This window comes from Empedobacter sp. UBA5924 (assembly GCF_002431085.1).
GTDB lineage: Bacteria > Bacteroidota > Bacteroidia > Flavobacteriales > Weeksellaceae > Empedobacter > Empedobacter falsenii_B.
The window spans coordinates 39,531-65,589 of the sequence record NZ_DJDM01000031.1; the positions used below are offsets into that span (position 1 = coordinate 39,531).

21 protein-coding genes, 3 pseudogenes and 1 riboswitch are annotated in these 26,059 nt (G+C 30.5%); of the genes and pseudogenes, 12 read left to right on the forward strand and 12 right to left on the reverse strand.

Translation table 11 applies throughout. The features are described from left to right. Positions 1–11 precede the first annotated feature (11 nt). From purC to B3792_RS08760, 3 genes are all read right to left on the reverse strand, one after another. Positions 12–734 (reverse strand): phosphoribosylaminoimidazolesuccinocarboxamide synthase, encoded by a 723-nt coding sequence (gene purC, locus B3792_RS08750; RefSeq protein WP_038332381.1) that lies wholly within the window; start codon positions 732–734, stop codon positions 12–14. Positions 735–1,280: 546 nt separating this feature from the next. Then, positions 1,281–4,988 (reverse strand): phosphoribosylformylglycinamidine synthase, encoded by a 3,708-nt coding sequence (locus B3792_RS08755; protein WP_125349019.1) that lies wholly within the window; start codon positions 4,986–4,988, stop codon positions 1,281–1,283. A 104-nt stretch (positions 4,989–5,092) separates the two neighbouring features. Then, positions 5,093–5,191, reverse strand: a riboswitch (purine riboswitch). Between the two features lie 193 nt (positions 5,192–5,384). Beyond that, on the reverse strand, positions 5,385–5,630 hold the full coding sequence (locus B3792_RS08760; protein ID WP_038332385.1) for a hypothetical protein: 246 nt from the start codon (positions 5,628–5,630) through the stop codon (positions 5,385–5,387). Positions 5,631–5,822: 192 nt separating this feature from the next. Between B3792_RS08760 and B3792_RS08765 the strand changes: the two genes are divergently transcribed. The 8 genes and pseudogenes from B3792_RS08765 to B3792_RS14125 all read left to right on the forward strand — a co-directional run. Beyond that, positions 5,823–7,787 carry an LTA synthase family protein gene (locus tag B3792_RS08765; RefSeq protein WP_291059132.1) on the forward strand — a complete coding sequence of 655 codons (1,965 nt, stop codon included), beginning with the start codon at positions 5,823–5,825 and terminating at the stop codon, positions 7,785–7,787. Continuing rightward, positions 7,777–8,664, forward strand: coding sequence for a diacylglycerol/lipid kinase family protein (locus tag B3792_RS08770; protein ID WP_291067232.1), 888 nt, complete (start codon positions 7,777–7,779; stop codon positions 8,662–8,664). The genes B3792_RS08765 and B3792_RS08770 overlap by 11 nt, the downstream gene beginning before the upstream one ends. Positions 8,665–8,667: 3 nt before the next feature. Then, positions 8,668–9,351, forward strand: coding sequence for a response regulator transcription factor (locus B3792_RS08775; protein WP_291069383.1), 684 nt, complete (start codon positions 8,668–8,670; stop codon positions 9,349–9,351). Further along, positions 9,344–10,738 (forward strand): sensor histidine kinase, encoded by a 1,395-nt coding sequence (locus B3792_RS08780; protein ID WP_291069385.1) that lies wholly within the window; start codon positions 9,344–9,346, stop codon positions 10,736–10,738. The genes B3792_RS08775 and B3792_RS08780 overlap by 8 nt, the downstream gene beginning before the upstream one ends. Before the next feature lie 29 nt (positions 10,739–10,767). After that, positions 10,768–10,974 carry a (4Fe-4S)-binding protein gene (locus tag B3792_RS08785; RefSeq protein ID WP_180904884.1) on the forward strand — a complete coding sequence of 69 codons (207 nt, stop codon included), beginning with the start codon at positions 10,768–10,770 and terminating at the stop codon, positions 10,972–10,974. A 197-nt stretch (positions 10,975–11,171) separates the two neighbouring features. Then, positions 11,172–12,758: pseudogene (gene abc-f, locus B3792_RS08790) on the forward strand (ribosomal protection-like ABC-F family protein). A 278-nt stretch (positions 12,759–13,036) separates the two neighbouring features. Continuing rightward, the gene (locus tag B3792_RS14120) at positions 13,037–13,150 is read left to right on the forward strand and encodes a hypothetical protein (protein WP_376741540.1); all 114 of its coding nucleotides are present in this window, start codon (positions 13,037–13,039) and stop codon (positions 13,148–13,150) included. Then, positions 13,147–13,281 (forward strand): annotated as a pseudogene (locus B3792_RS14125) (IS3 family transposase); the annotation flags it as partial. The gene B3792_RS14120 and the pseudogene B3792_RS14125, both read left to right, overlap by 4 nt. Here the strand turns inward: B3792_RS14125 and B3792_RS08800 are convergent. From B3792_RS08800 to B3792_RS08810, 3 genes and pseudogenes are all read right to left on the reverse strand, one after another. After that, positions 13,266–13,868, reverse strand: a pseudogene (locus B3792_RS08800) (protein-tyrosine-phosphatase); the annotation flags it as partial. The pseudogenes B3792_RS14125 and B3792_RS08800 sit on opposite strands and share 16 nt — an antisense overlap. A gap of 15 nt (positions 13,869–13,883) precedes the next feature. Next, on the reverse strand, positions 13,884–14,348 hold the full coding sequence (locus B3792_RS08805) for a DUF6428 family protein (protein ID WP_125349012.1): 465 nt from the start codon (positions 14,346–14,348) through the stop codon (positions 13,884–13,886). A gap of 77 nt (positions 14,349–14,425) precedes the next feature. Then, the gene (locus tag B3792_RS08810; protein WP_125349011.1) at positions 14,426–14,755 is read right to left on the reverse strand and encodes an ArsR/SmtB family transcription factor; all 330 of its coding nucleotides are present in this window, start codon (positions 14,753–14,755) and stop codon (positions 14,426–14,428) included. 404 nt (positions 14,756–15,159) lie between these two features. Here B3792_RS08810 and B3792_RS08815 point away from each other — a divergent pair, with 404 nt between their 5' ends. Genes B3792_RS08815 through B3792_RS08830 form a run of 4 tightly spaced genes read left to right on the forward strand, consistent with a single transcriptional unit; the run spans position 15,160 to position 18,564 of the window. Further along, positions 15,160–16,893, forward strand: coding sequence for a cbb3-type cytochrome c oxidase subunit I (locus B3792_RS08815; protein ID WP_291069387.1), 1,734 nt, complete (start codon positions 15,160–15,162; stop codon positions 16,891–16,893). After that, the gene (locus tag B3792_RS08820) at positions 16,893–17,882 is read left to right on the forward strand and encodes a cytochrome c (RefSeq protein ID WP_125349009.1); all 990 of its coding nucleotides are present in this window, start codon (positions 16,893–16,895) and stop codon (positions 17,880–17,882) included. The genes B3792_RS08815 and B3792_RS08820 overlap by 1 nt, the downstream gene beginning before the upstream one ends. Positions 17,883–17,888: 6 nt before the next feature. Further along, entirely contained in the window at positions 17,889–18,149 is a 261-nt protein-coding gene (locus B3792_RS08825) for a hypothetical protein (protein ID WP_125349008.1), read from the forward strand. Between the two features lie 13 nt (positions 18,150–18,162). Continuing rightward, positions 18,163–18,564: a cytochrome C gene (locus tag B3792_RS08830; RefSeq protein ID WP_125349007.1), complete on the forward strand. Its 402-nt coding sequence runs from the start codon at positions 18,163–18,165 to the stop codon at positions 18,562–18,564. Here the strand turns inward: B3792_RS08830 and B3792_RS08835 are convergent. The 6 genes from B3792_RS08835 to B3792_RS08860 all read right to left on the reverse strand — a co-directional run bounded on the left by B3792_RS08835 (position 18,554) and on the right by B3792_RS08860 (position 25,210). Continuing rightward, entirely contained in the window at positions 18,554–19,156 is a 603-nt protein-coding gene (locus B3792_RS08835) for a Crp/Fnr family transcriptional regulator (RefSeq protein ID WP_125349006.1), read from the reverse strand. The genes B3792_RS08830 and B3792_RS08835 overlap by 11 nt on opposite strands. Positions 19,157–19,195: 39 nt before the next feature. After that, entirely contained in the window at positions 19,196–19,777 is a 582-nt protein-coding gene (locus B3792_RS08840) for a uracil-DNA glycosylase family protein (protein ID WP_125349005.1), read from the reverse strand. Further along, positions 19,767–21,044, reverse strand: coding sequence for a chloride channel protein (locus B3792_RS08845; RefSeq protein ID WP_291064681.1), 1,278 nt, complete (start codon positions 21,042–21,044; stop codon positions 19,767–19,769). The genes B3792_RS08840 and B3792_RS08845 overlap by 11 nt, the downstream gene beginning before the upstream one ends. A gap of 45 nt (positions 21,045–21,089) precedes the next feature. Then, the gene (gene hmpA / locus B3792_RS08850) at positions 21,090–22,310 is read right to left on the reverse strand and encodes an NO-inducible flavohemoprotein (protein WP_347881039.1); all 1,221 of its coding nucleotides are present in this window, start codon (positions 22,308–22,310) and stop codon (positions 21,090–21,092) included. Positions 22,311–22,985: 675 nt separating this feature from the next. Then, on the reverse strand, positions 22,986–23,426 hold the full coding sequence (locus tag B3792_RS08855; protein ID WP_291050515.1) for a hypothetical protein: 441 nt from the start codon (positions 23,424–23,426) through the stop codon (positions 22,986–22,988). Continuing rightward, a complete protein-coding gene (locus tag B3792_RS08860) occupies positions 23,414–25,210 on the reverse strand; it encodes a hypothetical protein (protein ID WP_291069393.1) in 1,797 nt (598 codons plus the stop codon). The genes B3792_RS08855 and B3792_RS08860 overlap by 13 nt, the downstream gene beginning before the upstream one ends. Positions 25,211–26,059 lie beyond the last annotated feature (849 nt).

Here is a 26,059-nt window from a genome sequence, read left to right on the forward strand (position 1 = left end):
GAAAAAAATGTTTATTTTAAAACTTCTGTCAAACGATTATATACTTCGTGATAAGCTTCTGAAACATCACCTAAATCACGACGAAAACGGTCTTTATCTAATTTTTTTCCTGTTTCAACATCCCATAAACGACATGTGTCTGGAGAAATTTCGTCAGCTAAAATGATATTACCATCAACATCTTTACCAAATTCAATTTTAAAATCAGCTAAAATTAATCCAGCTTTTAAGAACAATTCTTTCAACGCTTCGTTAATTACTTCTGTTTGTGTGTACATTTCATCTAACTCATCATATGTTGCAGCTCCTAATAAAACCGCATGATGATCGTTGATTAATGGATCTCCTAATTCATCTTTTTTGTAACAGATATCAAAAATTGTAACTGGAGATTTCGCTCCTTCTTCTAATCCTAAACGTTGAGCCATAGACCCAGCTACATAGTTGCGCACAACCATTTCAATTGGAATAATTGATACTTTTTTCACCAATTGCTCACGATCATTCAACTGCTCGATGAAATGAGTTTTAACTCCTTTTTCAATCAAATAGTTGAAAATTAAAGTCGAAATTTTGTTGTTCATTTCTCCTTTGTCCTCAACAGTTCCGCGCTTTTGTGCATTAAATGCAGTTGCGTCATCTTTGTAATAAACAATTACTTTGTCTGCTTCCTCTGTTGAGTAAACTTGTTTTGCTTTCCCTTCGTAAATGAAGTCTTTTTTTGTTAAGCTCATCGTTGTTGTTTGTTTTTTCGAAGCTCGATTTTCGAAATTCAAAGTTATAATTCATCTAACTTCTAGTTTCTTATTTCTAACTTCATTACATCGTTTTTTTGTTTTGTTTGAAATGAAAAAGTCCACTTCGTGTTTGTTGTTTGTTTTGAAAATTAACTTGTTCAAGGTTAACTTTCGAGATTAATTTCGATTGGTTCAGGATCGAAATTGGTATTAGTTTGTTGTTTGTTTCTTTTTTTAGTATTTAGATGTTAGATATTTAATATTTAGATTTTTTTTCTTCTACCTTATTTCTAACTTCAAAATTCCTTATTTTATTTTCAATGTCAAGCTGAATTCAGTTCAGCTTCTCACTTTTTTAAGATGAGTTCCTGAAACAAGTTCAGGATGACTCAAACTTTATTCTTCAATTGTCATTCTGAATGAAGCCTTGGCGTAATGAAAAATCTTTTTAGATTCCTCAACAAACTCTAAATGACATTTTTTATTTAATTTTTAGAAGTTAAATTTTCTCATATCTAACTTCTAATATCTCATATCTATAATCTACCCTCTAAAATACTCCACCGCATTTTTGAAGATATTCATATATCCATTTCCTGGAATGTTCTTGAATAATCCTTCTTCGTAACGCTCTGGATGTCCCATTCGTCCGTAAACTTTTCCACAAGGCGATACAATTCCTTCTACCGCAAACGTAGATCCATTTGGATTATAAGGCATTTTTCCAGCTAATTTTCCATCCAAATCTACAAACTGAGTTGCGATTTGTCCTTTATCAATTAACTTTTCTAATTCAACCTCATTTGCTACGAAACGACCTTCTCCATGCGAAAATGGAATCCAGAATTCTTGACCTTCCATTCCTTTTAACCAAGGTGAGTGCGATTTATTCACTCTCACTTTCGCTAATTGTGTAATGTGACGACCAATTTCATTGAACGTTAATGTTGGTGTATCTTCTTCTAAATCTTGAATACGTCCATAAGGCAATAATCCTGATTTAATCAATGCTTGAAAACCATTACAGATTCCTAAAACCAAACCATCGCGCTCTAATAAATTGTGAATTGCATTTTTGATTTTCTCATTGCGTAAAACCGTTGCAATAAATTTACCTGATCCATCTGGCTCATCAGCAGCTGAAAAACCTCCTGGTACAAAGAAAATATTGGCTTGATTGATTTCATTTACAAAAGCATCAACTGATTCTTCAACATCTTGTTGTGTTAAATTACGGAAAGGCAAAGTCGAAACGATTGCTCCTTCTCTACGGAACGCTTTTGCTGAATCATATTCTGAATTTGTTCCTGGGAAAATTGGAATGAAAACTTTTGGGTTTTCTACTTTATGATCGGCGAAGGCAAAACAAATTTGTTCTGCTTTTAAATCTTTTTCCTCAACAACAGTTTCAGTAGTTGATTTATATGGAAACAATGAATTGAATGTTTCTTTCCATTGTTGTTTTAATTCAATCAAATTAATTTCTTCTCCATTAAAGTTGAACGAAGTTGAATCATTTGTCTGACCTAAAACATGATAATTTTGAGCGATTTCAGCAGGAATATTTAAATCATCTGAATGTTCAATTACAATCGAAGCTGGATAATATTTTGCTACATCTAAATCAGTTTTGATTTCAAATCCGATTTCATTACCAAAAGCCATATTCGCTACAGTTTCTGCAATTCCACCAAATTTAACCGTCATCATTGATTTTACATCAGCATTAATTGTTCCGATAAAATCAAAAATAGCTTTTGTATTTGCTTCGTCGATTAAATAATCTTCTGTTAATGTTGGAATAAAAACTGAAAGTTTAGAATTCTTTTCAACTAAAGTTCCTTGTACAATTTTTTCAGCCAAAGAAGGCGCAACTGCAAAAGAAATCAACGTTGGCGGAACATCAATATCTTGGTAAGAACCAGACATCGAATCTTTACCTCCAATTGCAGGAATTCCGAACTGTTTTTGTGCTTCAATCGTTCCTAATAAAGCCGCAAATGGTTTTCCCCAACGCGTAGCTTCATCACGTAATTTTTCAAAATATTCTTGAAAAGTTAAACGAATATCAGCGTAATTTCCACCAGCAGCAACAATTTTTGTCATCGAATCAATTACCGCAAAATAAGCTCCGTGATAATTTGACCAACGAGAAATTGTAGGATTGTAACCAAATGAAGCAATAGAAACTGCATTTGTAAATCCGTCTGTTGGGAATTTTTGTACCGAAACATCTTCTGGTGTATCCATTGTTTGTCCACCAAAAGCATTCAAAATAGTAGAACGTCCAACGTTATTGTCAAACATTTCTACCATACCTTTTTGCGACGCATGATTTAACTCTTGCATCATTGCAATAAACGCTTCTTTATTGAAGGCTTTATTCTCAAAAGGATTTGTATATTCTTCGTCCGTAACTTCGATTTTAGCTTGTTTACGAACGCCATTTGTATCTAAAAATTTACGGTCTAATTCAACAATTTTTGTTCCTTTCCAAACCAAAGTCATTGTATCATCTCCCGTTACCTCAGCAACACAAGTCGCATCAAGATTTTCTTCTTTTGCTAATGAGATAAATGTTTCCACATCTTTAGCCTCAACCGCAACAGCCATACGTTCCTGAGATTCAGAAATCGCTAATTCTGTTCCGTTTAATCCAGCATATTTCAATGGAACTAAATCTAAATTAACATTAATTCCGCGTGCAATTTCACCAATTGCAACAGAAACACCTCCTGCTCCAAAGTCATTACATTTTTTGATTAATGCTAAAACATCTGGATTACGGAATAAACGTTGAATTTTACGTTCAACAATTGCATTTCCTTTTTGAACTTCTGCTGATAAATCGTCTAATTTAAGACCATCGTGTGTTTTAGATGAACCAGAAGCTCCTCCTACTCCATCACGACCTGTTGCTCCTCCTAATAAAATAATTCGGTCACCTGCAACTGGTTCTTCACGACGAACATATTCTTTTTTTACAGCTCCAGCCACAAAACCAACTTCCATGCGTTTTGCTTTGTACCCTTCGTCATAAATTTCTTTCACAAAAGTTGTCGCTAAACCAATTTGATTTCCATAAGAACTGTATCCGTTTGCTGCTTCTTTAGAGATTTTACGTTGTGGTAATTTACCTGGTAACGTATCTTCAATTTTTTCTAAAGGATTTGCAGCTCCTGTAATACGCATCGCTTGGAAAACGTAAGAACGTCCACTCAAAGGGTCGCGTATTGCTCCACCAACACATGTCGAAGCTCCACCAAATGGTTCCACTTCTGTTGGGTGATTATGTGTTTCGTTTTTGAATTGTAATAACCATTCTTCTTCAACACCATCTACATCGATTGGAACGACAATAGAACATGCGTTAATTTCTTCAGAAACATCAATATTTTTCACAACTCCTGTACGAGAAAGATATTTTCCCATCACAGTTGCTAAATCCATCAAACGAATTGGTTTAGTTATTCCTAATTCTTGACGAACTTGTTGGTAATAATCGAATGTTTTTTGAAGTGTTTCGTTAAATTTAGAATTAAATTGAACATCTGTAATCTCCGTCTCAAAAGTTGTATGACGACAGTGATCAGACCAATAAGTATCTAAAACTTTTAACTCAGTTTCGGTTGGATTACGATTGATTGATTTGAAATAGTCTTGAATAAAAACTAAATCATCCATCTCTAACGATAATCCAAATTGGTTGTAAATGTCTTGTAGTTTATTTTCGTCAGCAGAAATAAAACCTTCAATAATTGGAACTTCTGTAGCTTCTGGATTAGCTGGAATTTCCATTTTTGAAAGATCTTTCTCGCGCGACTCAATTGGATTGATTAAGTAATCTTTTACTTTCTTTAAATCTTCCACAGACAAATCATCATTGAAAACATATAGTAAACCAGATTTTACGGTTACATTTTCAACATTCATCAACACTAAACATTGTTCCGAAGAATCATCGCGTTGATTATATTGACCTGGTAAAAATTCGGTTGCAAAATAATTTTTAGAATAAGGAATGCTTTCGTTAACTGCATCTTCTACGTATTTGAAAACAACGTCTGTCACAGGATCGACAAACACCTTATTTTGAACCTCTTGTAATTGGCTTTCTTCTATATTAAATAGATCATAAATAACAAAAACCTTGCACACAATTGTAGGTACAAGGTTTTTGAGTTCTATTGTAGTCTTCTGACTGATAACGTCAAAATTTGATTTCTTCTGAATGAAAAGTCTGTGGTTCATTGTATTGTTTGCTGTACTATTTGGTTTAATGTGTTTAAACCATTTGTATCATCTACATCAACAAACAAACTATTTTCTAACGAGAGTGGTTCAAGACTCATTTTGTAGAAAAAAAATTCATTTGTAGTGGCAATTTTTTATGGTCTGCCGTAGAGACGCTCAACCTTATTATGAGCTATACAAATGTTGTAAACTTTAAAAACTAAATCACCTTTAAAAGTGAACTGCAAAATTAAACATTTTAATTAGTAAAATCAAATCTAAATCAACAATATTTTATTTAATTTTTTGGTTAAATATTTTTCTTAAAATTTAAGCATGATTATCAATCAAATGTCCCTTTTTACAACAAAAAAATCCTTATCAAAATTGATAAGGATTTTTCGTTTTCCGTAATTATCTTGTAATTGTCAAATCGTATTCGTTGTCTGATTCATCATATTTATATGATAATTTCATATTGAAATCTTGCATAAACTTTTTGCAAAACGTTTCTATATTTAATGAATCTGGAAAAGTAGCTTTGTTAACTGTCATAAACAAAGTTGTCCAACTTGTATTGTCTTTAAAAATTGTAGAGAATCTTTTCTCCCAATATGTTAAAAACTTTTCTTCTTTTTCATTGATTAATATCTCTTCCATTCTACCTACTTTATAAACCAATTACAAATTTACAACTATTTCTAATCAAAACCATTTTTTCACGAATTATTAACGTTTTCAGTTTCTATCTTTCATTCAAGAATCGCAAACTTAAGATTCGCTTAAGATTCACTTTTCCATGTTAATAATCTATTAAATATCAAGATATTTGAACAATAATTCAAAAACAAAATGTTTACAAATAATTTAAAAGGACGTTACAGTATTTTACTATTTTTCAGTTCGTTATTTATTCTAATTTCATTTATTCTACGCCTAATTTTTGCAATTTGGGTAAAAAGTGATTTCGATTGGAATATTGGCTCGTTATTGCACACTATTTTTTATGGATTGGTGTACGACATTAGCGTTGTAAGCTGTTTCACGTTATTCTTATCATTTTATTTTATGATTTTACCAAACAAATTCGTCAATTCATTATTTGATCGAACTTTCGTGTATTTCGTTTATACATTGTATTTGGTAATCATTTATTTTACATTTTTTGCCGAAGTTACATTTTGGGACGAATTCAAAAGCCGATTCAATTTTATTGCGGTCGATTATTTAATTTATACCTACGAAGTTGTCAAAAATATTCAAGAATCATATCCTTTACCAGTTTTAATTGGCGGAATTGTGTTGATTACAGGCTTGACAATTTTCGCAACAAAAAAAGGTTATTTCTTTTACAACACATTCCATAACAAACCAAAAACAAGTCAAAAAATTGGCGTTTTTGTGTTCAATTTACTACTTGCGGTTAGCTCATTGTTTCTTTTAAATAATGATAGTAGTTCAACTTCAGAAAATCGATACAACAACGAAGTTTCTAAAGCCGGAATTTTTTCTTTCTTTTCTGCTTTCCGAAATAATCATTTAAAATACGACGAACATTATAAATCTATTCCGATTGAAGATGCTTTTGCAGTGATGAAATCTGAATTGCAAGATTCGAAAACTGTTTTCGATCAACAATTCAAAAATCCAATACGAAGAACAATTTTAGCGAGTAATCCGTCACAAGCAGAACAAAAACCAAATGTGATTTTTGTGTTAATGGAAAGTATGAGCGCTTCATTTTTGCAAGAGCAATTCAACGGAAAATCAATCACTCCAAACCTCAACGATATAGCGAATAACAGCATCTATTTTTCGAATATGTTTGCCAACGGAACGCGTACTGTTCGTGGAATGGAAGCTGTTACATTATCAATTCCTCCTACACCTGGAAATAGTATTGTGAAGCGTGTTGATAATCAAAATTTATATACTATTTCGAATGTTTTCAAAGCAAAAGGATACCACAATATGTTTTTTTATGGTGGCGATGGATATTTTGATAATATGAATGCGTTTTATGGTGGAAATGGTTTTGACATTTACGATCGCGGTCGTGGTAGCGTTTTGAGTGATAAAATCAATACCAATCGATACAATATTAATGATGATGAAGTTACTTTTGAGAATGCTTGGGGAATTGCCGATGATGATATTTACAGAAAAGTGATCAAAGTTGCCGATGAAAAATACAAAACAAAACAACCATTTTTTGCTTTTGTCATGTCAACTTCTAACCACAAACCTTATACGTACGAAGATGGAAAAATTGATATTCCGTCTGGAACTGGTCGTCCTGGAGCTGTAAAATATGCCGATTATGCAATTGGAGATTTAATTGCAAAAGCGAAAACAAAACCTTGGTTCAGCAATACCGTTTTTGTGTTTATTGCCGATCACTGTGCAAGTAGCGCGGGCAAAGATGCAATTGATGTAAAAAACCATCACATTCCGGCATTTATCTATAATTTAAAATCGCACGCAAACGAAAATGTCACAAAAGAAGTTTCTCAAATTGATATTTTCCCAACGTTATTTTCGTTGTTCAATTGGAAATATACATCTCAATTTTATGGAAAAGATATTTTTGATCCGCAATACAAATCGCGTTCTTTTGTTGGTACGTATATTAAATTGGGAATGAAAAAAGGCGAAGATGTTTCGATTTTATCTGATCAAAAGAAAATCAATCAATACAAATGGATTGACAAAAATTTAATTGATACAAAGGTTGATCCTATTTTCGAGCGTTCTATCATATCTAATTATCAAACAGCCGATTATTTATTTAGCAATCATTTATTAAATGAAAAATAAAATCATTTTTATCATCAATCCTATTGCTGGAAAGGGAAAAGGACGAATGATTGAAACTGAAATTCAACACTATTTTAGTCAAAAAAATGTTGAATTCGAAACATTTTTAACTGAAAATATTGGTCACGCAACTGAAATTACAAATCAAGTTCTGACAAAAAATCCTGATATAATAGTAGCTTGTGGTGGCGACGGAACGATAAACGAAGTCGCACAAGCCTTGGTTGGTAGCAATGTTGCTTTGGGAATTATTCCGATTGGTTCAGGAAATGGATTAGCGGCTAATTTGCATATCCCTAAAACCACCGAAAAAGCTTTTGAAACGATTTTGAATGCAAAAATCAATAAAATTGATGCAGGAAAAATCAACGAAAATTACTTTTTTAGCAATATGGGATTGGGAATTGATGCAGATGTGATTAACAATTATGCTCAAACCAAAACCAGAAACTTTTTGGGATATGTAACTGCCAGTACAAAAGCGATTTTTAACTTTCAACCGAAAAAATTTAGCATCGAATTAGATGATCAACATACATTAGATGATGATTTTTATTTTGTGTTCTGCTCTAACTCTAACGAAGCGGGTTACGGCATCACATTTTCACCCAATGCAAAATTAAATGATGGAAAATTAGACTTTCTTGCAGTAAAAAAGCTTAATTTTATACAACAAATTCAGTTTTCGGCTAATGTTTTAGGAAAACGAATTGAAAAAATGAAGCAAGCAAAAGTATTGCAAGTCAATTCAGTAAAATTCAATTCCAAACAACCAAAAACAATTGCTCAAGTTGATGGTGAAGCTGTTATTTTTAACCAAAATTCTATTGAAGTTTCGATTGTTCCGAATGCTTTGAATGTTATTATTCCGAATTAGAAAATGAACAAACCAAAAGTTTTAATTGTTGAAGATGAATTGGGAATTGCTAATTTTATGCTTCAAGGTTTAGAAGAAGAAAATTTATCGCCAACGCACTGTTTAAGAGGCGAAGATGCTTTAGTGAAAATAAATAACGAGAAATTTGATGTTATTTTATTGGATTGGATGATGTTAAATATTTCTGGATTAGACGTTTGTAAAGCAATCCGAAATTCTGAAAATATGAACCAAAAAACACCCATTATTTTCATTACAGCGAAAGATACAGTTCAAGAAACGATTGAAGGTTTGAATGCTGGTGCAAATGACTACATCAAAAAACCATTTGATTTTAATGAATTGGTAGCACGAATAAACGTTTATCTTCGTCAAAATGAATCGAATAATCTTTTTAATTTCGGAAATATTTCAATCAATCCAGAAACACATCAGACTTTTTTAGACAATAATTTAGTTGAATTAACATTAAAAGAATTTCAACTTTTAGCTTACCTTTTCAAAAATAAAAACCGAATTTGTACACGCAAAGAAATCATTGAAAACGTTTGGGACATTCACTTTGAATACGATACAAGTGTAATTGATGTTTTTATTAACGCGATTCGTAAAAAATTAAATCTAAAAAAAGACGATCCGCGCTTACATACTATTCGTGGCGTGGGTTATATAACAAACGATGTTTAAAAAATTATCTGTAAAAAATAGAATTGCAACCTTTTACAGCATTTTATTTTCTGCTGTTTTACTCATTATTTTTGGGTTAATTTTCTTTGTTGTAAATAGGGGAATTAACAAAACAATGTACGAAACGTTGGAGGAAGAAATTAACAGTCACGTTGATTATGTTTTACACGAACCAACATTAGAGAACTTTGTTCAACCACGTGAATGGGAAGAAGTTGAACATACAGACATTGCACTGAATCCTGTTTTTATCTCGATTTATAATAAAAATTTCAAATTAATTGAGAGCTCTCCAAATATGGTGCAAAATCAATTGGATTGGAACAATGAAGAACCAGAAAATAAGCCTTTTTACGCTGAATACAATTCAATTCAGTTATTAATTTCTCAAGCAAAATTGATTCATCACGGCGAAGTTGTGGGATATTTGGTCGTCGGCGTTTCAACAAAACACAATCAATTAGCGCTAGATTATTTGAAAACTGCCTTACTTATTATCTTTCCTATTTCGGTTTTATTGACGTTTCTTTTAGCTCGTTTTATTGCTGCTAAATCGATTAAACCTGTTTTCAATGTGATTCATACAGCGCAGTCTATCACAGAAAATAATCTTTCAGAACGTATTCAATTACCTAAAAATAAAGATGAATTATTTCAACTTTCAGCGACAATAAATTCACTGTTAGATCGATTAGAGTTTCAAATTTTAAAAGCTAAACAGTTTTCGGCTGACGCTTCACATGAACTTCGAACACCTTTAGCAATTATAAAAGGAACATTGGAAATTTTGATTCGACGCGAACGTACGCCTGAACAATATAATGAAAAAATAGATTACACATTGAAACAAGTGAATCGTTTGGATCGTTTGGTGGAACAATTTTTATTGCTTTCTCGTGTCGAAAATAATAGTTTGGAGCTAAAAACTTCATTATTTGAACTAAAATCAGAAGTTTTAAAATCAATTGAACGTTTTGATGTTTTGTTACAAGAAAAACAAATTTCTGTCGATACGGAACAACTTCAAGCTTATGAAATTGATAATTTCCAAGAATTTTTTGAGATTATTATAGATAACATTTTATCAAATGCCATAAAATATTCGAACTTAAAAGGTCAAATCACAATTCTTTCTAACATCGAAAATGATTGCTATGAATTGATTTTTGAAGACAATGGAATTGGAATGAATCAAGAAGATTTAAAATTTGTTCAAGAACGATTTTTCCGAATTAAAAATGATTCAACACTCCATATTTCTGGTTCTGGATTAGGACTAAATATTGCAACACAATTAGCTAAAATGTCTGATATTAAAATGCGAATTGAGAGTAAGCAAAATATTGGAACTAAAATTATTTTAACGTTGAATATTGAAAATTTTTAAGTAACTTCAATTCATCTAAAAATATCAAAATGAACCAACACGAATATACCAACGGAGAAATTACTATAATCTGGAAGCCTGAATTATGTCAACATGCAGGTATTTGCGTAAAACTACTTCCAAATGTATATAATCCGAAAGAAAAACCTTGGCTAAAACCAGAAAATGCAAGTAGTGATGAACTTATCAAACAAGTTCACCAATGTCCTTCAGGCGCGTTGAGTATAAAGAAGTAAAATTTTATCAGTATTTAATGTTCCTATGTAGCTAATCTTTAGCTTCCCTCTGATTTCTTATTAATTAAATAAACTTCGTATATTCGCAGAATCAAAATTTAAGTAAGATACAATGTAAAAAATAATTTCTTTCAGACAAATCAGAACAACAACCTCAAAACGGTTGCTGTATTGTTTCACTTCTAAAGAAAGGAATTATGCTTACTTTACAAAATATTTCATATCAACATCCAAACAAGGATATACTGTTTAGCGACATTAATTTAACAGTACAAAATCAAGAAAAAATTGCTTTAATTGGTAATAACGGAGTAGGAAAATCTACTTTATTGAAAATTATCGCCAAAAAAAGTCAATCATCAAACGGAATAATAAACATTGAAACCGAACCTTATTATGTTCCACAAATTTTCGGACAATTCGATCAGTTAACAATAGCTCAAGTACTGAAAATTGAAGATAAATTAAGTGCATTGCACGAAATTTTAAACGGAAACACAAGTGAAGATAATTTCAATTCACTCGATGATGATTGGACAATCGAAGACCGTTGCAATGAAGCATTAAGTTATTGGCAACTCAATAATTTAGACTTATCCAAAAAAATGGAAACTCTAAGTGGTGGACAAAAAACAAAGGTTTTTTTAGCTGGAATTTCCATTCATCAGCCCGAATTAATTTTATTGGATGAACCTAGCAATCATCTCGATAATGTAAGCCGTCAACTTTTATACGATCTAGTTCTCGATACAAAAAGCACGTTAATCATCGTAAGCCATGACAGAAAACTTCTAAACCTTCTAAATAGTGTTTATGAGTTAAGTAAACACGGGATTAAAGTTTATGGTGGAAATTACGACTTTTATAAAGCTCAAAAACAGATTGAAAACAATGCCTTGAATCAAGATATTCAAAGCAAAGAAAAAGCATTGCGGAAAGCCAAAGAGAAAGAACGAGATACTTTAGAACGACAACAAAAATTGGATAATCGTGGAAAAAGTAAACAAGAAAAATCAGGTGTTGCTCGAATAATGATGAACACTTTGCGAAATAATGCCGAAAATAGTACATCAAAATTAAAAGGTGTTCATGCAGAAAAAATTAATGGAATTTCTCAAGATTTACAAACGCTTCGCTCCTCTTTATCTCCTTTAGATAAAATGAAATTTGGTTTTGATCATTCAGACTTACATAAAGGAAAAGTTTTATTTACCGCAACTAACGTTAACTTTAGTTATAACGATAAACTGATTTGGAAAAACAACTTAAATTTTGAGATTACAAGTCGCGAACGCATTGCATTAAAAGGAAAAAACGGTTCAGGGAAAACCACGTTGATAAAGCTTATTTTAGGTAAGATAAAACCGCAAAAAGGAACAATTTATCGAGCAGAAAATAAATCCATTTACATTGACCAAGATTATTCGTTACTTAATAATAAACTAAAAGTTTATGAGCAAGCACAACAATTCAATACCTCAGCATTACAAGAACATGAAATCAAGATTCGTTTAAACCGATTTTTATTTTCAAAAGACGACTGAGAGAAACCTTGCTTAATGTTGAGTGGTGGTGAAAGAATGCGTTTATTACTTTGTTGTTTAACAATAAACAGTAAAGCTCCTGACATTATTATTTTGGACGAACCTACCAATAATTTGGATATTCAGAACATTGAAATTTTGACAAAAGCTATAAACGAATATCAAGGAACGCTAATCGTTGTATCACACGACGAAGCATTTTTGGAACAAATAAAAATAGAACGGACGATTGATTTATAAAAAACATAGTAAATAATCAAATTCCTTTCAATGGATTCAAAAGTTACTCAATCCCACATTCGATATATTTTTGGAATTCTTGAAAAAGTTTGAAGAAGAAAAAAATAATGAGTTTATAAAAGCTATATGCATAAAATAATACCTTCATTGTTCACAAGTAATAAGAATGCATTCAATTTTAATCATAGACGATAAAACAAAAATCAGAACACTCCTAGCTCGAATTAGAAGGTTTTGAAATACATCAAGCAGAAAATTTAAAATCAGGGATAAAAAAAATTAAAACACTTACTCCTGAAGTTATTTTATGTGATGTAAAATTACCTGATGGTAATGGTGTTGAGTTTGCAAAAGAAGTCAAAGAACAAATTTTAATTGTAATGGAAGCTTAACGAGCAGAAACTCCATAGCCCAACTTTGTAGAAAATATAGTATAAGTCAATCTCAATTTTATAAGTGGAATAAAGAATTTTTAGAAGCAGGTAAAAAGCGATTATCGGGTGATATAACTCGAGAAAAAACGTAAAACATTTCTGTTGCTATCTGCAAACTTCTTTCTGCATACACTTTTGATTGCTCTGCTGTATGGTCTGAAACTTTAGGATCTTCAAATGTTATCGGTATTCTTTTTTCAGCTCCTGCAATAAACGGACAATCTCCATCTGCTTGCGAACAAGTCATAATAGCTGCGAATGTTCTAGGATTGAATGGATGATCATATTTCTTTGAAAAGCCTATAATTGGAAGTGTATTTTCATCAAACTTAATGGAATAAATCGGATTTGTACTTTCTTCAATTTTGAAAATAGTAAAACCTTGATTCCTTAATGTTTCCACTACTTTCGGGAATAGCGCCGTTTCTTCTGTTCCACCTGAATAACAATATACATTTTGTATGTTGTAAAACGAAGCAGAAACCTGTGCCCAAACTTGTGAAAAATGACTTCGACGTGAATTGTGTGTACAAATAAAGTTGAGATTTACAGCTTGATTATCATTTATTTTCTGTTGAATATAATCTACCAAAGGCTGCAAAACAGCCTTTCTGTCGGTAGATATTCGATCAAAATTTTGAAACTTGATTATGTTTTCTTTTAGTATTGAATACATTGTTTAGTTAGAATTTTAACAACATCCTGAATTTGGTGTGCAACAAGACGATTGAATCTCTGATAATTTCACTTTTGGTTTTTGATTTGGAATACCACATGCATCCTCTGCTAAACAAGCTGTTTGTTTGTTTTTTAAGACAAAGTTTTTACCATTGAATTCTAAATCATATTTCCCAATTGTTTCAGCTTGATACTCTACCTCTATTTCACTGTTCTCGATTCCCAACTGTTTTTCAGAAAGCTCGATGATATGAAGCAATTTATTTGGTTTTAAGCGATGTTCATAATCGTCGGCATTCCATAGTTGGAAATTCACAGCTTTCTCGTTTCGTATTGTTCCTCCACAATCAATAAAATTTTTAGTAATTTGCCCTACTTCTGTTACATGGAAATGTTCTGGTACAAATGTTCCATCTTCTAATTGAAATTCAACATTGTCTAAATTTGGCAATATTTCTTTAATTTGTTCAAGTGTCATATGAATTGAATTTTAAATTTATTTTCTTTTTTATTCATCGTAATATTACGATGTATATAGATTAAAAAAAAATGCCTTTAACAGCATTGTTTAACTTTCACCTCTTGATTAAAGAAAGTGACTAATTCGTTTTGTATCTCATTCCATACTTTTTCTTCAATACAATAACAAACAGACTTTCCTTCTATAGAACCTTGTATAATTCCTATATTTTTTAATTCTTTTAAATGCTGAGAAATAGTTGCTTGTGCTAAGCCCAATTCATCTACCAAATCGTTACAAATACACGCTTTTTGATTGATAATATGTTGTAAAATAGCAATACGAGCCGGATGTCCCAAAACCTTAAACAGCACGGCTAATCTATTTTGTTCTTCTGTAAACATCTCTGTTTTAGTAATTCCCATTTCTCTTTTTATTACATCGCAATATTACGATTTTAAATTTAAAATGTAAAACTTCCTTTCTCTTTTTATTCTTATTATTTTTCAAATGAATTCATATGACCTTCGAGAAATCTTGATGCAAATTAAAGTATTGTAAAAAGTAGATATAAGTATTGAGAATTAAATTTTCAGAAATTAAATTTTAATTTATTGGTTAATATTTTCTACGATAAGACTCTTCTATTTTTCTATTTAATAATAATTCTTCCATAAGGCTTCCTTCTTTTCATAAGATGAATATTAAATAAATAATTTCTGTAAAAGACACAAGTACAATTATTTAACACACCTATGACCACACGCATAAGTCTTGTTACGCTATCCTATGTAAATTAGAAAATCAAAATTATATAAACAGAACTATAATGGATAATTTATTAAATGAACCTGGTCTTCAATTGACTATCTTGTTTTTCTTTATTCCTGTATTTTTTGCTTTGATTCTTATTTTAATTAAAATCAATAGCATTATATCAAATGTGTTAAGAAAAAAAGAATTAAAAAAAATCTATGAAGATTTAAAGAATCTTCAACCAGGAGAAGTGGCTGCTCTTGAAAAACGAAAGATAGAACTTGAGTTTAAACTAATAGGAAACGAACTTTCATTAAATAATTCTGTTGAAGATCCACGTGGATTAGTAGATCAAACAAATGAAATACATGATATTCGTTTTTTACAAACCAAACGAAAAGAAAGAAAAAATATAGTTATTCCTAACAACGAAAAAAAACTTATACTTTGGTTCTTAGGATGTGGTATTTTATGGCTTATTATAGGAACAACCGTAGGAGAGTATTTGGGAATAAAATTTGTCGCACCTGATGCTGATCATGTTAGTTGGTTAAGCTTTGGTCGATTAAGACCCGTACATACGAATATTGTTTTCTGGGGTTGGGCATCTGTTGCTATGGTCGGTTTTTCGTATTATGTTATTCCAAGAGTAGGTAATACAAAAATCTTTAGCTTAAAAATAGCTTATACTTCACTAATTTTAATGAATTCAGCTGTTTTATTAGGAAGTATTTGTTTAATGGTTGGGATAAATAATAGCGGTGGAGAATACAGAGAATATGTTTGGCCAGTTATGCTTCTTTTTGCAATAGGAATTATTATCAGTATTTATAATCATATCCAAACAATATCATCAAGAAAAACAGAAGAAATTTATGTCTCGAATTGGTATATAGTATCTGCAATGATGTTTGTTGTTGTCATATTACTTGTTGCTTATCTTCCGTTTTGGCAAGATGGATTAGGTGAAACCATTACACAAGGTTATTTTATGCATCAAGGTGTTGGTATGTGGTTCATGTTTTTTAATCTTGGATTAATGTATTTTTTCCTTCCACAAGAACTTAATAGCCCAGTGTACTCATATAGTCTAAGTATACTTGCTTTTTGGACTCAAATCTTATTTTACACTCTAATTGGAACTCATCACTTTATATTTAGTGCTATTCCATGGTGGATGCAAACTATTGCAATTGTAGCGAGCGTAGGTATGATAATACCTGTAGCTGCAGGAAGCATTAATTTTATGATGACTATTCGAGGTTCTTGGTACAGATTAAAATTAAGTTATGTACTACCATTTTATGTCGTTTCAATTATTTTCTATTTCACTGGTTCAATGCAAGGAACTGTAGAAGCATTTCGGGTAACTAATCTTGTTTGGCATTTTACCGACTTCACTGTTGCTCATTCTCATTTAACTATGTATGGTATTATCACATTTATGTTATGGTCATTTACTTATACACTTGTACCGAGACTTACTTCTCATGAACCACCAAGTATTACTGTTGGTTTACATTTTTGGTTTGCATTAATAGGTTTACTTGTTTATACTGTTTCGTTGATGATAGGATCTACAGAAAAAGGAATTTTATGGATGGATAAAAAACCGTTTCTTGAAGGTATAATTTTAATGATGCCCTATTGGTTATGGAGGGCTATAGGAGGTACAATGATGTGGATATCTCATTTTATTTTCGCTTATAACTTTTATAGAATGTTAAAACCAAAAAAGGAAATAAAAATACCGCAATCACCAGCTGAACTTTTAGATATTATTAATATAGAAAAAACAACATTATAATGGATTTTTTTAATAATCATAAAAAGCTTTTTCTTTCCGCATTGGCATTTTTTCTTTTTCTAACATTGATTATTTGTATTCTACCTGCACTTAATAATCAGAAAATAAATCGTCCTTTGCCAGGAAGTAATGTCTCTACAGAAGAGGAAGTTCGTGGTAAGCAAATTTATATAAGAGAAGGTTGTGTAGCTTGTCATACACAACAGATCAGAAATGTAGATATGGATCAGGTTTTTGGAGAAAGACCAAGTATTGCTGCAGATTATGCACGAAATAAACGTATTAGCTTTTTTCAGAATACAGCAACACTAATGGGAACAGAGAGAACAGGACCTGATTTAACTAATATTGGTCGTAAGCAACCAAGTTTAGAATGGCAATATTCACATTTATATAATCCAAGATCTGTTGTACCAGAATCTGTAATGCCTTCTTATAAATGGTTATTTAATGTAAAAGATTATTTGGACGAAGGAGAGATAGAAGTAAATGTTCCAGATGAATTTAGAATAGGAATTAAAGGAAAAATTGTTCCTTCAAGAGAAGCAAAAGATTTAGTAGCTTATCTCTTCAGTCTACAACAAGTAAAACTTACAGAAGATGTTGAGCCTGTGAAATTTTTATATAAAAAAGAAAAAAAATCTGAAGGAAATTCAACCGATTCAAATCTTCCTGACGGAGAAGCACTATTTGGAACAAACTGTGCAACTTGTCATCAAACAAATGGAGAAGGTTTACCTGGAGCATTTCCACCATTAAAAGGAAGCCCAATTGTTTTAGGAGAAAATTTAGAACTTTATATTACGATTATCATGAAAGGTTACGATCCAAGACCAGAATATGCTTCTATGCCAGCTGTAGGAGAAAATGCACATTTTACACCAGAAGATGTTACTGCAATTATAAATTATGAGAAAGCAAGCTGGGGAAATAATGGAAAAAAAGTAACAGTAGAAGAAGTGAAAGCTATCATGGACAAAATTAAATAAAATAAAATGAAACAGACAAAATATAAAACAATATTATTGTTAGGTTTATATAGCTATGCAAAAGCATGTGATGCCTGTAAACTTCAACAACCAAAAATTACGCAAGATTTTACACATGGAACTGGTCCCGAATCAAATTGGAATTGGTTCATTGTGATCTTGATTACTATAATTACATTATATACATTATTTTATTCGTTTAAATTTCTTATTAAACCTGGCGAAAAAGATAAAAAACATATCAAAAATATTGTTTTAAAATTTTAATAAAAAAGGGATTATGTCAGAAAAAAATATAACTGTGTACTTGTACATTGACAAAGAAGAAAAACCTATTGCAGAATTGGTTCCACCAGTTACGTTCAAGTTAGATACAACTAAATTGACGGATGGAGAACATTTATTAAAAATAGTAAGCAAGTTTGACCAAAAAGAAGGGTTAAAAATTATTCGTTTTACCGTTTCTAATGGGCCAATACTTCATATAGAAGGGCTTTCTGATAATGAAAAAGTGAATGGAGTATTGCCATTAATGATTAATGCTTATGATACAGGAAAAAACCAAAGTTTTATTATAAAAGGAAGCGAAAATCCACGAACAATACCAATTTGGGTTTGGGTTTTTATTATAATATTTATGGCTTGGGCAGCTTTTTATATCATTGAAAATTTTAGTCTTTAGCAATTAAAATTACTTTACCACCTCTTATTTCAAGTTCTCCTTTTTTTTCTAAGAGTTTAATTGTTCGTATGACAGTTTCCACTCTCAATCCTGTTAAATCCCCCAGCTGTTGACGAGATAAATCAATTAAATATTCTGGTTCATTATTTTGGTTATGACTACGCAAATAATCGAATAGTTTTACCAATCTTCTTTCTGGATTTTGCGACGATATTTCGGGGGCCATAATTGACTTATAGTACAAACGACGTGCTAAACTCTTGTTAACTTCTAAAGATACTTCTGGACGCGAATGCAATAGTTTGTAGAATGATACTTTAGAAATTTGTATTATTTTTCCATTCGTCACCGCTATCGCATTAGCAGGGTATGGCTCATCAATAAATAAAGGAGGTTCTCCAAAACTTTGACCTTTAATAAAAAAATTCTGTATAAATTCTTTACCTTCTTCAGAAAAATTATTCATTTTAACTTTACCTTCTATTATTTGATAATAATAAATAGGAAAATGTCCAATTTCAAAAATAATTTCTCCTCTTTTTAGATTTCTAATTTCTCCTCCAAATTGGATTAATAAATCTTGATTAATCATAGCATAAATTAAATAATCAATATACCCAAAAGTACTTATTTATAAAATATTTTTAACTCTATTTTTTAATTCAGGTAACACATTTTCTTTGAACCATGGGTTTTTATTCATCCAAATAAAATTTCGTGGTGACGGATGAGGCAAAGGAAAATAATCAGGCAAATAATCGTTAAAATTTAAAATGTTTTCAGTAATATTTTTGTTCATTTTATTCTTCAAATAATATTTTTGGGAATACTGACCAATTAATAAAATCAGCTGTATTTCTTTCATTTCATCTAATAAACTAGTATGCCATAGAGGTGCACATTCTTTTCTTGGAGGTAAATCTCCAGATTTCCCTTTTCCCGGATAACAAAATCCTATGGGTAATAATGCAAAAAGTTCGGGATTATAAAATTGATCTACTGTTACATTTAACCATTTACGCAATTCATTTCCGCTTGCATCGTTCCAAGGTACACCTGTCTCATGAACTCTTAAACCTGGAGCTTGCCCAATAATAGCAATTTTAGACATAGGATTTGCTTGTACAATAGGATTTGCACCTAATGGCAAAAAAGGTTCGCAGACTTTACATGCACGAACTTCCTCTATTAATTTATCAAAATTATTTGTCATTTTTTAATATTAATGTATAAACAGTATAAGGATATATTTTTTTTGATAAAAGATAACTAATAAAAGTTAATACAACAATCGGGAACCATAAAACGTAAGAATTAAAAATTCCGAAAGTTAAAAATATGGCTGTAAATGGAGCATGTAAAGTCGCAGCTACTGTAAATGCTACACCCAATATTATAAAGTTCAAAACAATTACATCAGGCATAAAATATACTTTAGTTAAAACACCTACAAGCAAACCCAAGCATGCACCTGCAAAAATACTCGGAGCAAAAACACCGCCGTCACCTCCCAGTTTTAAAGTAAATCCAGTTGTAAACGGCTTTATAATTACAAGAAATAATGCAAGTAGAGCAAATTCTACAACATAATTTGTTTCTTTGGTTAACTCAGCAATAGTATGATAACCAGACCCATATAATTCGGGTAAAAAATATAAAACGATTCCCAACAATATAGAACCTATTAGTAATTGAAGTATGGGTTGGTTTTCAAATAATAAAATACGCTTTGAATAGGTGACTATTCGCGTCATGTATACACCATAAATACTTGTTGAACCACATAAAATAATGAAAAATGGTATTGCTTCATAATGCCATTCTTTTACACGCTGACTAAGATCTATCAAAGGATGAGCATTCATCAAAAATAGAATAATAGTTGAAAATGTAACACTAAGAATGTGTGTAAACCAAAAAACGTTGCTTTTTTGTTTCCCTATCGTTTCATAGGAAAAGAAGATTCCTGCCAACGGACTACAAAATAAAATAGTGACCCCGCTCGCAATTGCAGCTCCCATAAATTCTTTACGATATTTTTTGAAAATGACATCTTTTCGGGAAGCCATATCATCCAAAGTAGCTGTAGCAACAACAGTGGAAACTTCGATTCCTGTTGTTCCTCCAAAAATAACGGTAAGAAATCCATTAAAAAAATGTGAAAAAACTTTATAAGAAGGAATCTTTTTTTGAGAGCGTAGAGCTTCCAATACTTCAGTAATACCTTTATTTTTCTTTTTATTAAAAACAAACTGGCGCAAAAAATAAATCAATGTTAATCCTATAAATGGAAAAATAACAAAGAATAAATTATTTTTTTTTGCTTTATCTAAAAGTAAATACTCATATTGTTCTACTAAATTTTTAAACATTAAGGTAAGCAAACCTACAGAAACTCCGACTAAAATAGAACAAAGAACTATTCTACTCCATTTAACCCATCGATAGTTTTTTTTTGATACATGATTTTTAAAATTCATACATGTAAAAGGAGAAGCATTGCTTCTCCATATTTTAATTATTGATTATAACGATTTTGGTCCAAATTCTTCAAAGAAAATTTGTTCTTTATTGACTTGATTTATTTCTAGTTCTTCAATCATTTTTTTAATAAAAGGGCGTGGTCCACACACATAATATTCAGAATCTTTATCAAACTTCCAGTCTTCAATCTTTTTAAAGTCAATATGGCCTTTCAAAACACTTGAATCTGCAATAGACTCTTCTATATAATCGTAAAATTGATATTTACTTACATTAGGATGGTTGTTTTGAATAAGTTTTATTTTATCTGCAAATGCATGCACTTCTTTATTGCGACATGCGTGTATCCAAACGACATCATGTTGTACTTTTTCGTTTAAATCAAAAGTTTCTAACATAGACAATAAAGGAGTTTGACCGATTCCTCCACTAATAAATATCTTCTTGTTTTTCGTTTCTTGTAACACGAAGTTTCCTGTAGGAGCGCTCAATTCCAATTCGTCACCTTCAAAAATGTAATCATGTAAATAGTTACTAATCATTCCATTTACTGCGATATTCGTACCTTTTTCACGTTTCACAGAAATACGAAAGTATTCATCATTTGGAGCACAAGAAATACTATATTGACGTATTTGTTCAAGATTCATTTCAGGTAAAAATATTTTGATACTTAAATATTGTCCTGCTAAATGTTTTGGAAGAGCTTTTCCATCTTTTGGTTTTAAGTAAAACGAAGTAATTTCGGCAGATTCTTCAACCTTACTTTTCACAATAAATGTGCGCCATCCTAGCCAGTTACCAGCTTCTTCTTTTTTACTTTCATACATTTTCTGTTCATGACCAATCATCAAATTAGCCAATTGGTTATACGCTAATCTCCATGCTTCAAGCACTTCATTGGTTGCAGCATCTTGTAAAACTTCTTTAATAGAAGCCAATAAATGTGTTCCTACAATATCGTATTGTTCGGGTTGAATATTTAAACTTGTATGTTTGTGTCCAATCATATCTACAACTGGCATTAATACAACTGGATTCGCAATATTTTCAGCATAAGCCAATACAGCCATAGCCAAAGCTGTTTGCTGTTTTCCTGAATTTTGATTTCCCATGTTAAACAGGTTTTTTAATTCTGGATGGTGAGTAAACATTCGATTATAAAAATGTTTAGTTAGAGCAACACCACTTTCTCTTAATAAAGGGACAGTTGCTAAAATGATTTCTTTATGTTGATCTGTAAGCATAATAAAAATTAAAATTTGCTTGCAAAACTACTTACTCAAAAGAAACGATACTTATGAGTACAGTCATAAGTTTTAACTAAATCTCCAGATCGTAAGAAGTTTTCAAGAATTAATAATATACTAATCGTTGTTACCACACTAATATGAATAACTTCTCACTCTAACTTTCTTATCATTTGCATGGATAGAAAACCATTGATTTTTACAACCATTTCGTTTGAGCAAATCGAGTTGCCAACTTTATGGAAATAACTTAGTTAGTTGAATCATTGAGAGACTACTGTCGGCATCTTTTTAAAAGAAAGCAACTCATGTTCATATTATTACCAATCGTATTGATGAAAAAGGAAAGGCTTTAGATGATTCTTATATAGGGTTTAATGTTACATTGTATTCGGTTGTTTTTTCTGTAATTGGGTTAGCAGCTTTGTTTTTTGCTTTTAAGTTTGGGTTTCAAGCGAAAGCGAAGATTAGAAATGAGTTTTACAATGAATTGAAATAATCAACATCGCATTTTATCAGAGAATGATACTCTTTTTATGCAAAAATTCAAAAAATGGGCAAATAAAAATCCAAACGACAGTAATAATCTTTTTAGAAAAGTAGACAAAATAGAAGAAAAAATAGACGACCTCAAATTTTTGAGGTTGTCTATTTTACATAAAAGGTGTTATAGATATTTTTATTGTTTTATTCAATTGGCATACCTAAATTTTCGTAATAGATATTGTTTACACAAAAATATCCATAGGAAAATTGATACTTTTTAAGATTTTTAAAAAGATAATTTTGATTAAATATTTCAAGTTTATTTAATTTAGGTATTTCATTAGAGTTAATTTTTTTTAGACTAAAAACATATTTTTCTTTTTTACATTCATCACAATATTTTCTTCCTCCAGCAAATGTTTTATAAGAAAAACCATTTTTTTTATTGTATTCAATATGCTCTTTATTATAAATGATTAATGTATATTCATTTTTGTAAAAGATGGTATTATTATCTTTTAGTTCATTTTTTTTAATTAACTCAATAGAATCTCCCTTTTCTATGTTTATTATTTGGGCATTTATATTATCAAAATAAAATAAAAATGTTACTAATAGTAATATTCTACTTAAAGTTCCCATGTCCAATATTTTTCGTTCCATGTTGTTTCATATAAAGTTCTTTCTGTTTGTGATAAAGAATTCCAAGCTATTGTACCTTTTAACCCCATCCATACGACTGTTTTATACTCTACATCTGTATATTTATTATTATACAATTGCTTTAGAAAATTAACCATTATGTTAACATAATGAGCTCCCATTGCTTCATGTTGCCAGTTTTCTCCACCTACTGTTCTTTCTACATAATAATCAAATAAGCCAGGATAATTATGGGTATTTAAATATTGTGTAATTTTATTAACATCAATGTTTCCATTAGTTGAACCTATAGATAAAAGTTTTCTGAAAATTTCGGCATGAATCATTTCGTGCATAAAAGTGTCTGCTATAATGATTTTGGGAGTATTGTTCCAATCTACGCTTTGATTAAAAGTTATCTTAATCCAGTAGTCTTTAGGTACAGAAGTTACAGCATAATTTCCTTGAGTTGTTTCACCAATATCAAATAGGAGGTGAGCAACAGAAAATGTAGGCTCAAAGTTTTTTAAGTATTGTTTGAAATTAGAGGCTGTTTTCGCTTGATTGTAAATACCATTTATTTTTGTGTTATTTTTAAATCTCTTAGTAGGTTTTACGATGTCAGGATTTTTTAAGTCTTGTAAATATTCATTCATTACTGAAGAATTAAGATTATTACCATTGAAAAACCAATTTTCTAAATAATCCCAACTAATATTAGGGTTTTGAGTAAAGAAATCTGCTCCTAAAGCAAATAAAATTTGTAAATCCTGTGGATTTTGCATAAAGTAACTTTCCACATTTGTATTACTTAATTTATACTCTTTATACCAATCTACCCATTTAACAAACTGATATAATTCAATAGAAGAGTTGGAAGATAATAAATTAATAGCAAATTGAGTTAAATATTCTCCTTGAGAGTTATAAACATATTCTATGTATTGTTTTTTATCATCAGATAATGTCATGTATTTTTGAGATAGATCTGTATTAGTGTTTAGAAAAATAGCAAAAGCAAATTCAGAAAAACCGCCACCACCTCCTCCTGGTCCTGGTCCATCACCAGGGTTTCCAAATCCTCCACCGCCTCCGTCAGGATAAGGAAATTCGTCTACATAGCAATTCGTGTAAGTATAGTATTCATAATAAGCTCTCTCTGAACCACTCAAATCACATGATTCTCCAGGGTAATGTTTTCCTGAATTACAAGGGAAAGCTATAGTTATAGTGGTAGAAGAACAATTACTACTACCTTTATTTGATTTTTGAGGATTAGTAGGAGTTGTTATAGGTTTAGCATTTTCAAATCTATTTTCTCCTAATAAAGTACCTTTTAAAGTAAAATATTTTACAAGACCAGTAAAATCTTCGAATGAATTATTTTTAGTTTTACTGTCAGGGATAAATTTAACAATCATAGAAGATTCTTTTTCTCCTTTATTGTAAACTAAAATATCAAAACCATATTCATTGTAAAAAATGATACTATAAGAAGTAGTTCCATTTTTTTCTACGACAAATACATTCTTCTCTCCATCAAGAGAAGTTTTTTTAGCGGATTTTGAAAATTTATTTTGAATAATATTTTCATTTAAAAAAGAATTAAACTCTGGTAAACTACTCAATTTTTCAATTCGAGTAGAAGTTCGTTCTTTTACAATTAATTCTTTTTCGTTCCTATTTTGTTCGTCCACAAATAATTCTTCAGAGCATCCATAAGAAAATAGTAGAGATGTAATACATCCACTAATTAGAGTGATTTCTTTAATGTGTTTATTCATAGTAATTTAGCGTTTGTACTAAAATACAATAAATTATAAGAAAAACAAATAAATCTCACTTTACATAATCATTATTATATACCATTTTTCTAAAGTTAAGTTATTGATATTAAAAGAGTACAGTTTTAAATAAATGATTTTACTTCAAAAAACACGCTGTAAAGTGCATTCTGCCGTTGAAAATGCATATCCAAATCGGACAAAAAATAGATCTTCCTACATAAAAATTAAAGATATGAATCCCTTGAGACATCTCAAGGGATTTTTTATGTAAAAAAGTGCCAAAATAAAAGTCTGTTTTTAGATGTAGAAACTCATCATATTGCATGTAACAACCTGTATTAGTGTTATATATTTTTTTTCCGAAGGAAATAATTGTGTCAGTAAATAATTTTATCAATCAAGATAAGTTTGTCAAAATTTATCCTTCGGATATGGATAAACACTGGTAAAAGGATGTTTTAATCAAGTGATTTTTTTGTCCTTTCTAAATCATGAGTGAAAATATAGATTTAAACAATTAATTTAAGAAGGGTTATACAGCGGTTGAATTACTTGTGATAAAACATATTTTTTTTTCAAACGTGATAAAATTGTTTCCATAAATAAAAATTTACGGATATATATATAAGATAAATACAAAATGTATGGGTATAGTGAAATGTTTAATAAAAATGAAAAATGGAGAAGAAGCAAAATGTTTGGCTACGGATTGTTCTTCTCCAGAGTTTCCAAAATTTGATTAATTATGGATGTAACTATTGTTTTAACTGCAATATGTACAATATGTGCAGTTTATCAAACATTCTTTCAAAAAAGAAAGTAATGTATGTGGGTACGTCATATCCT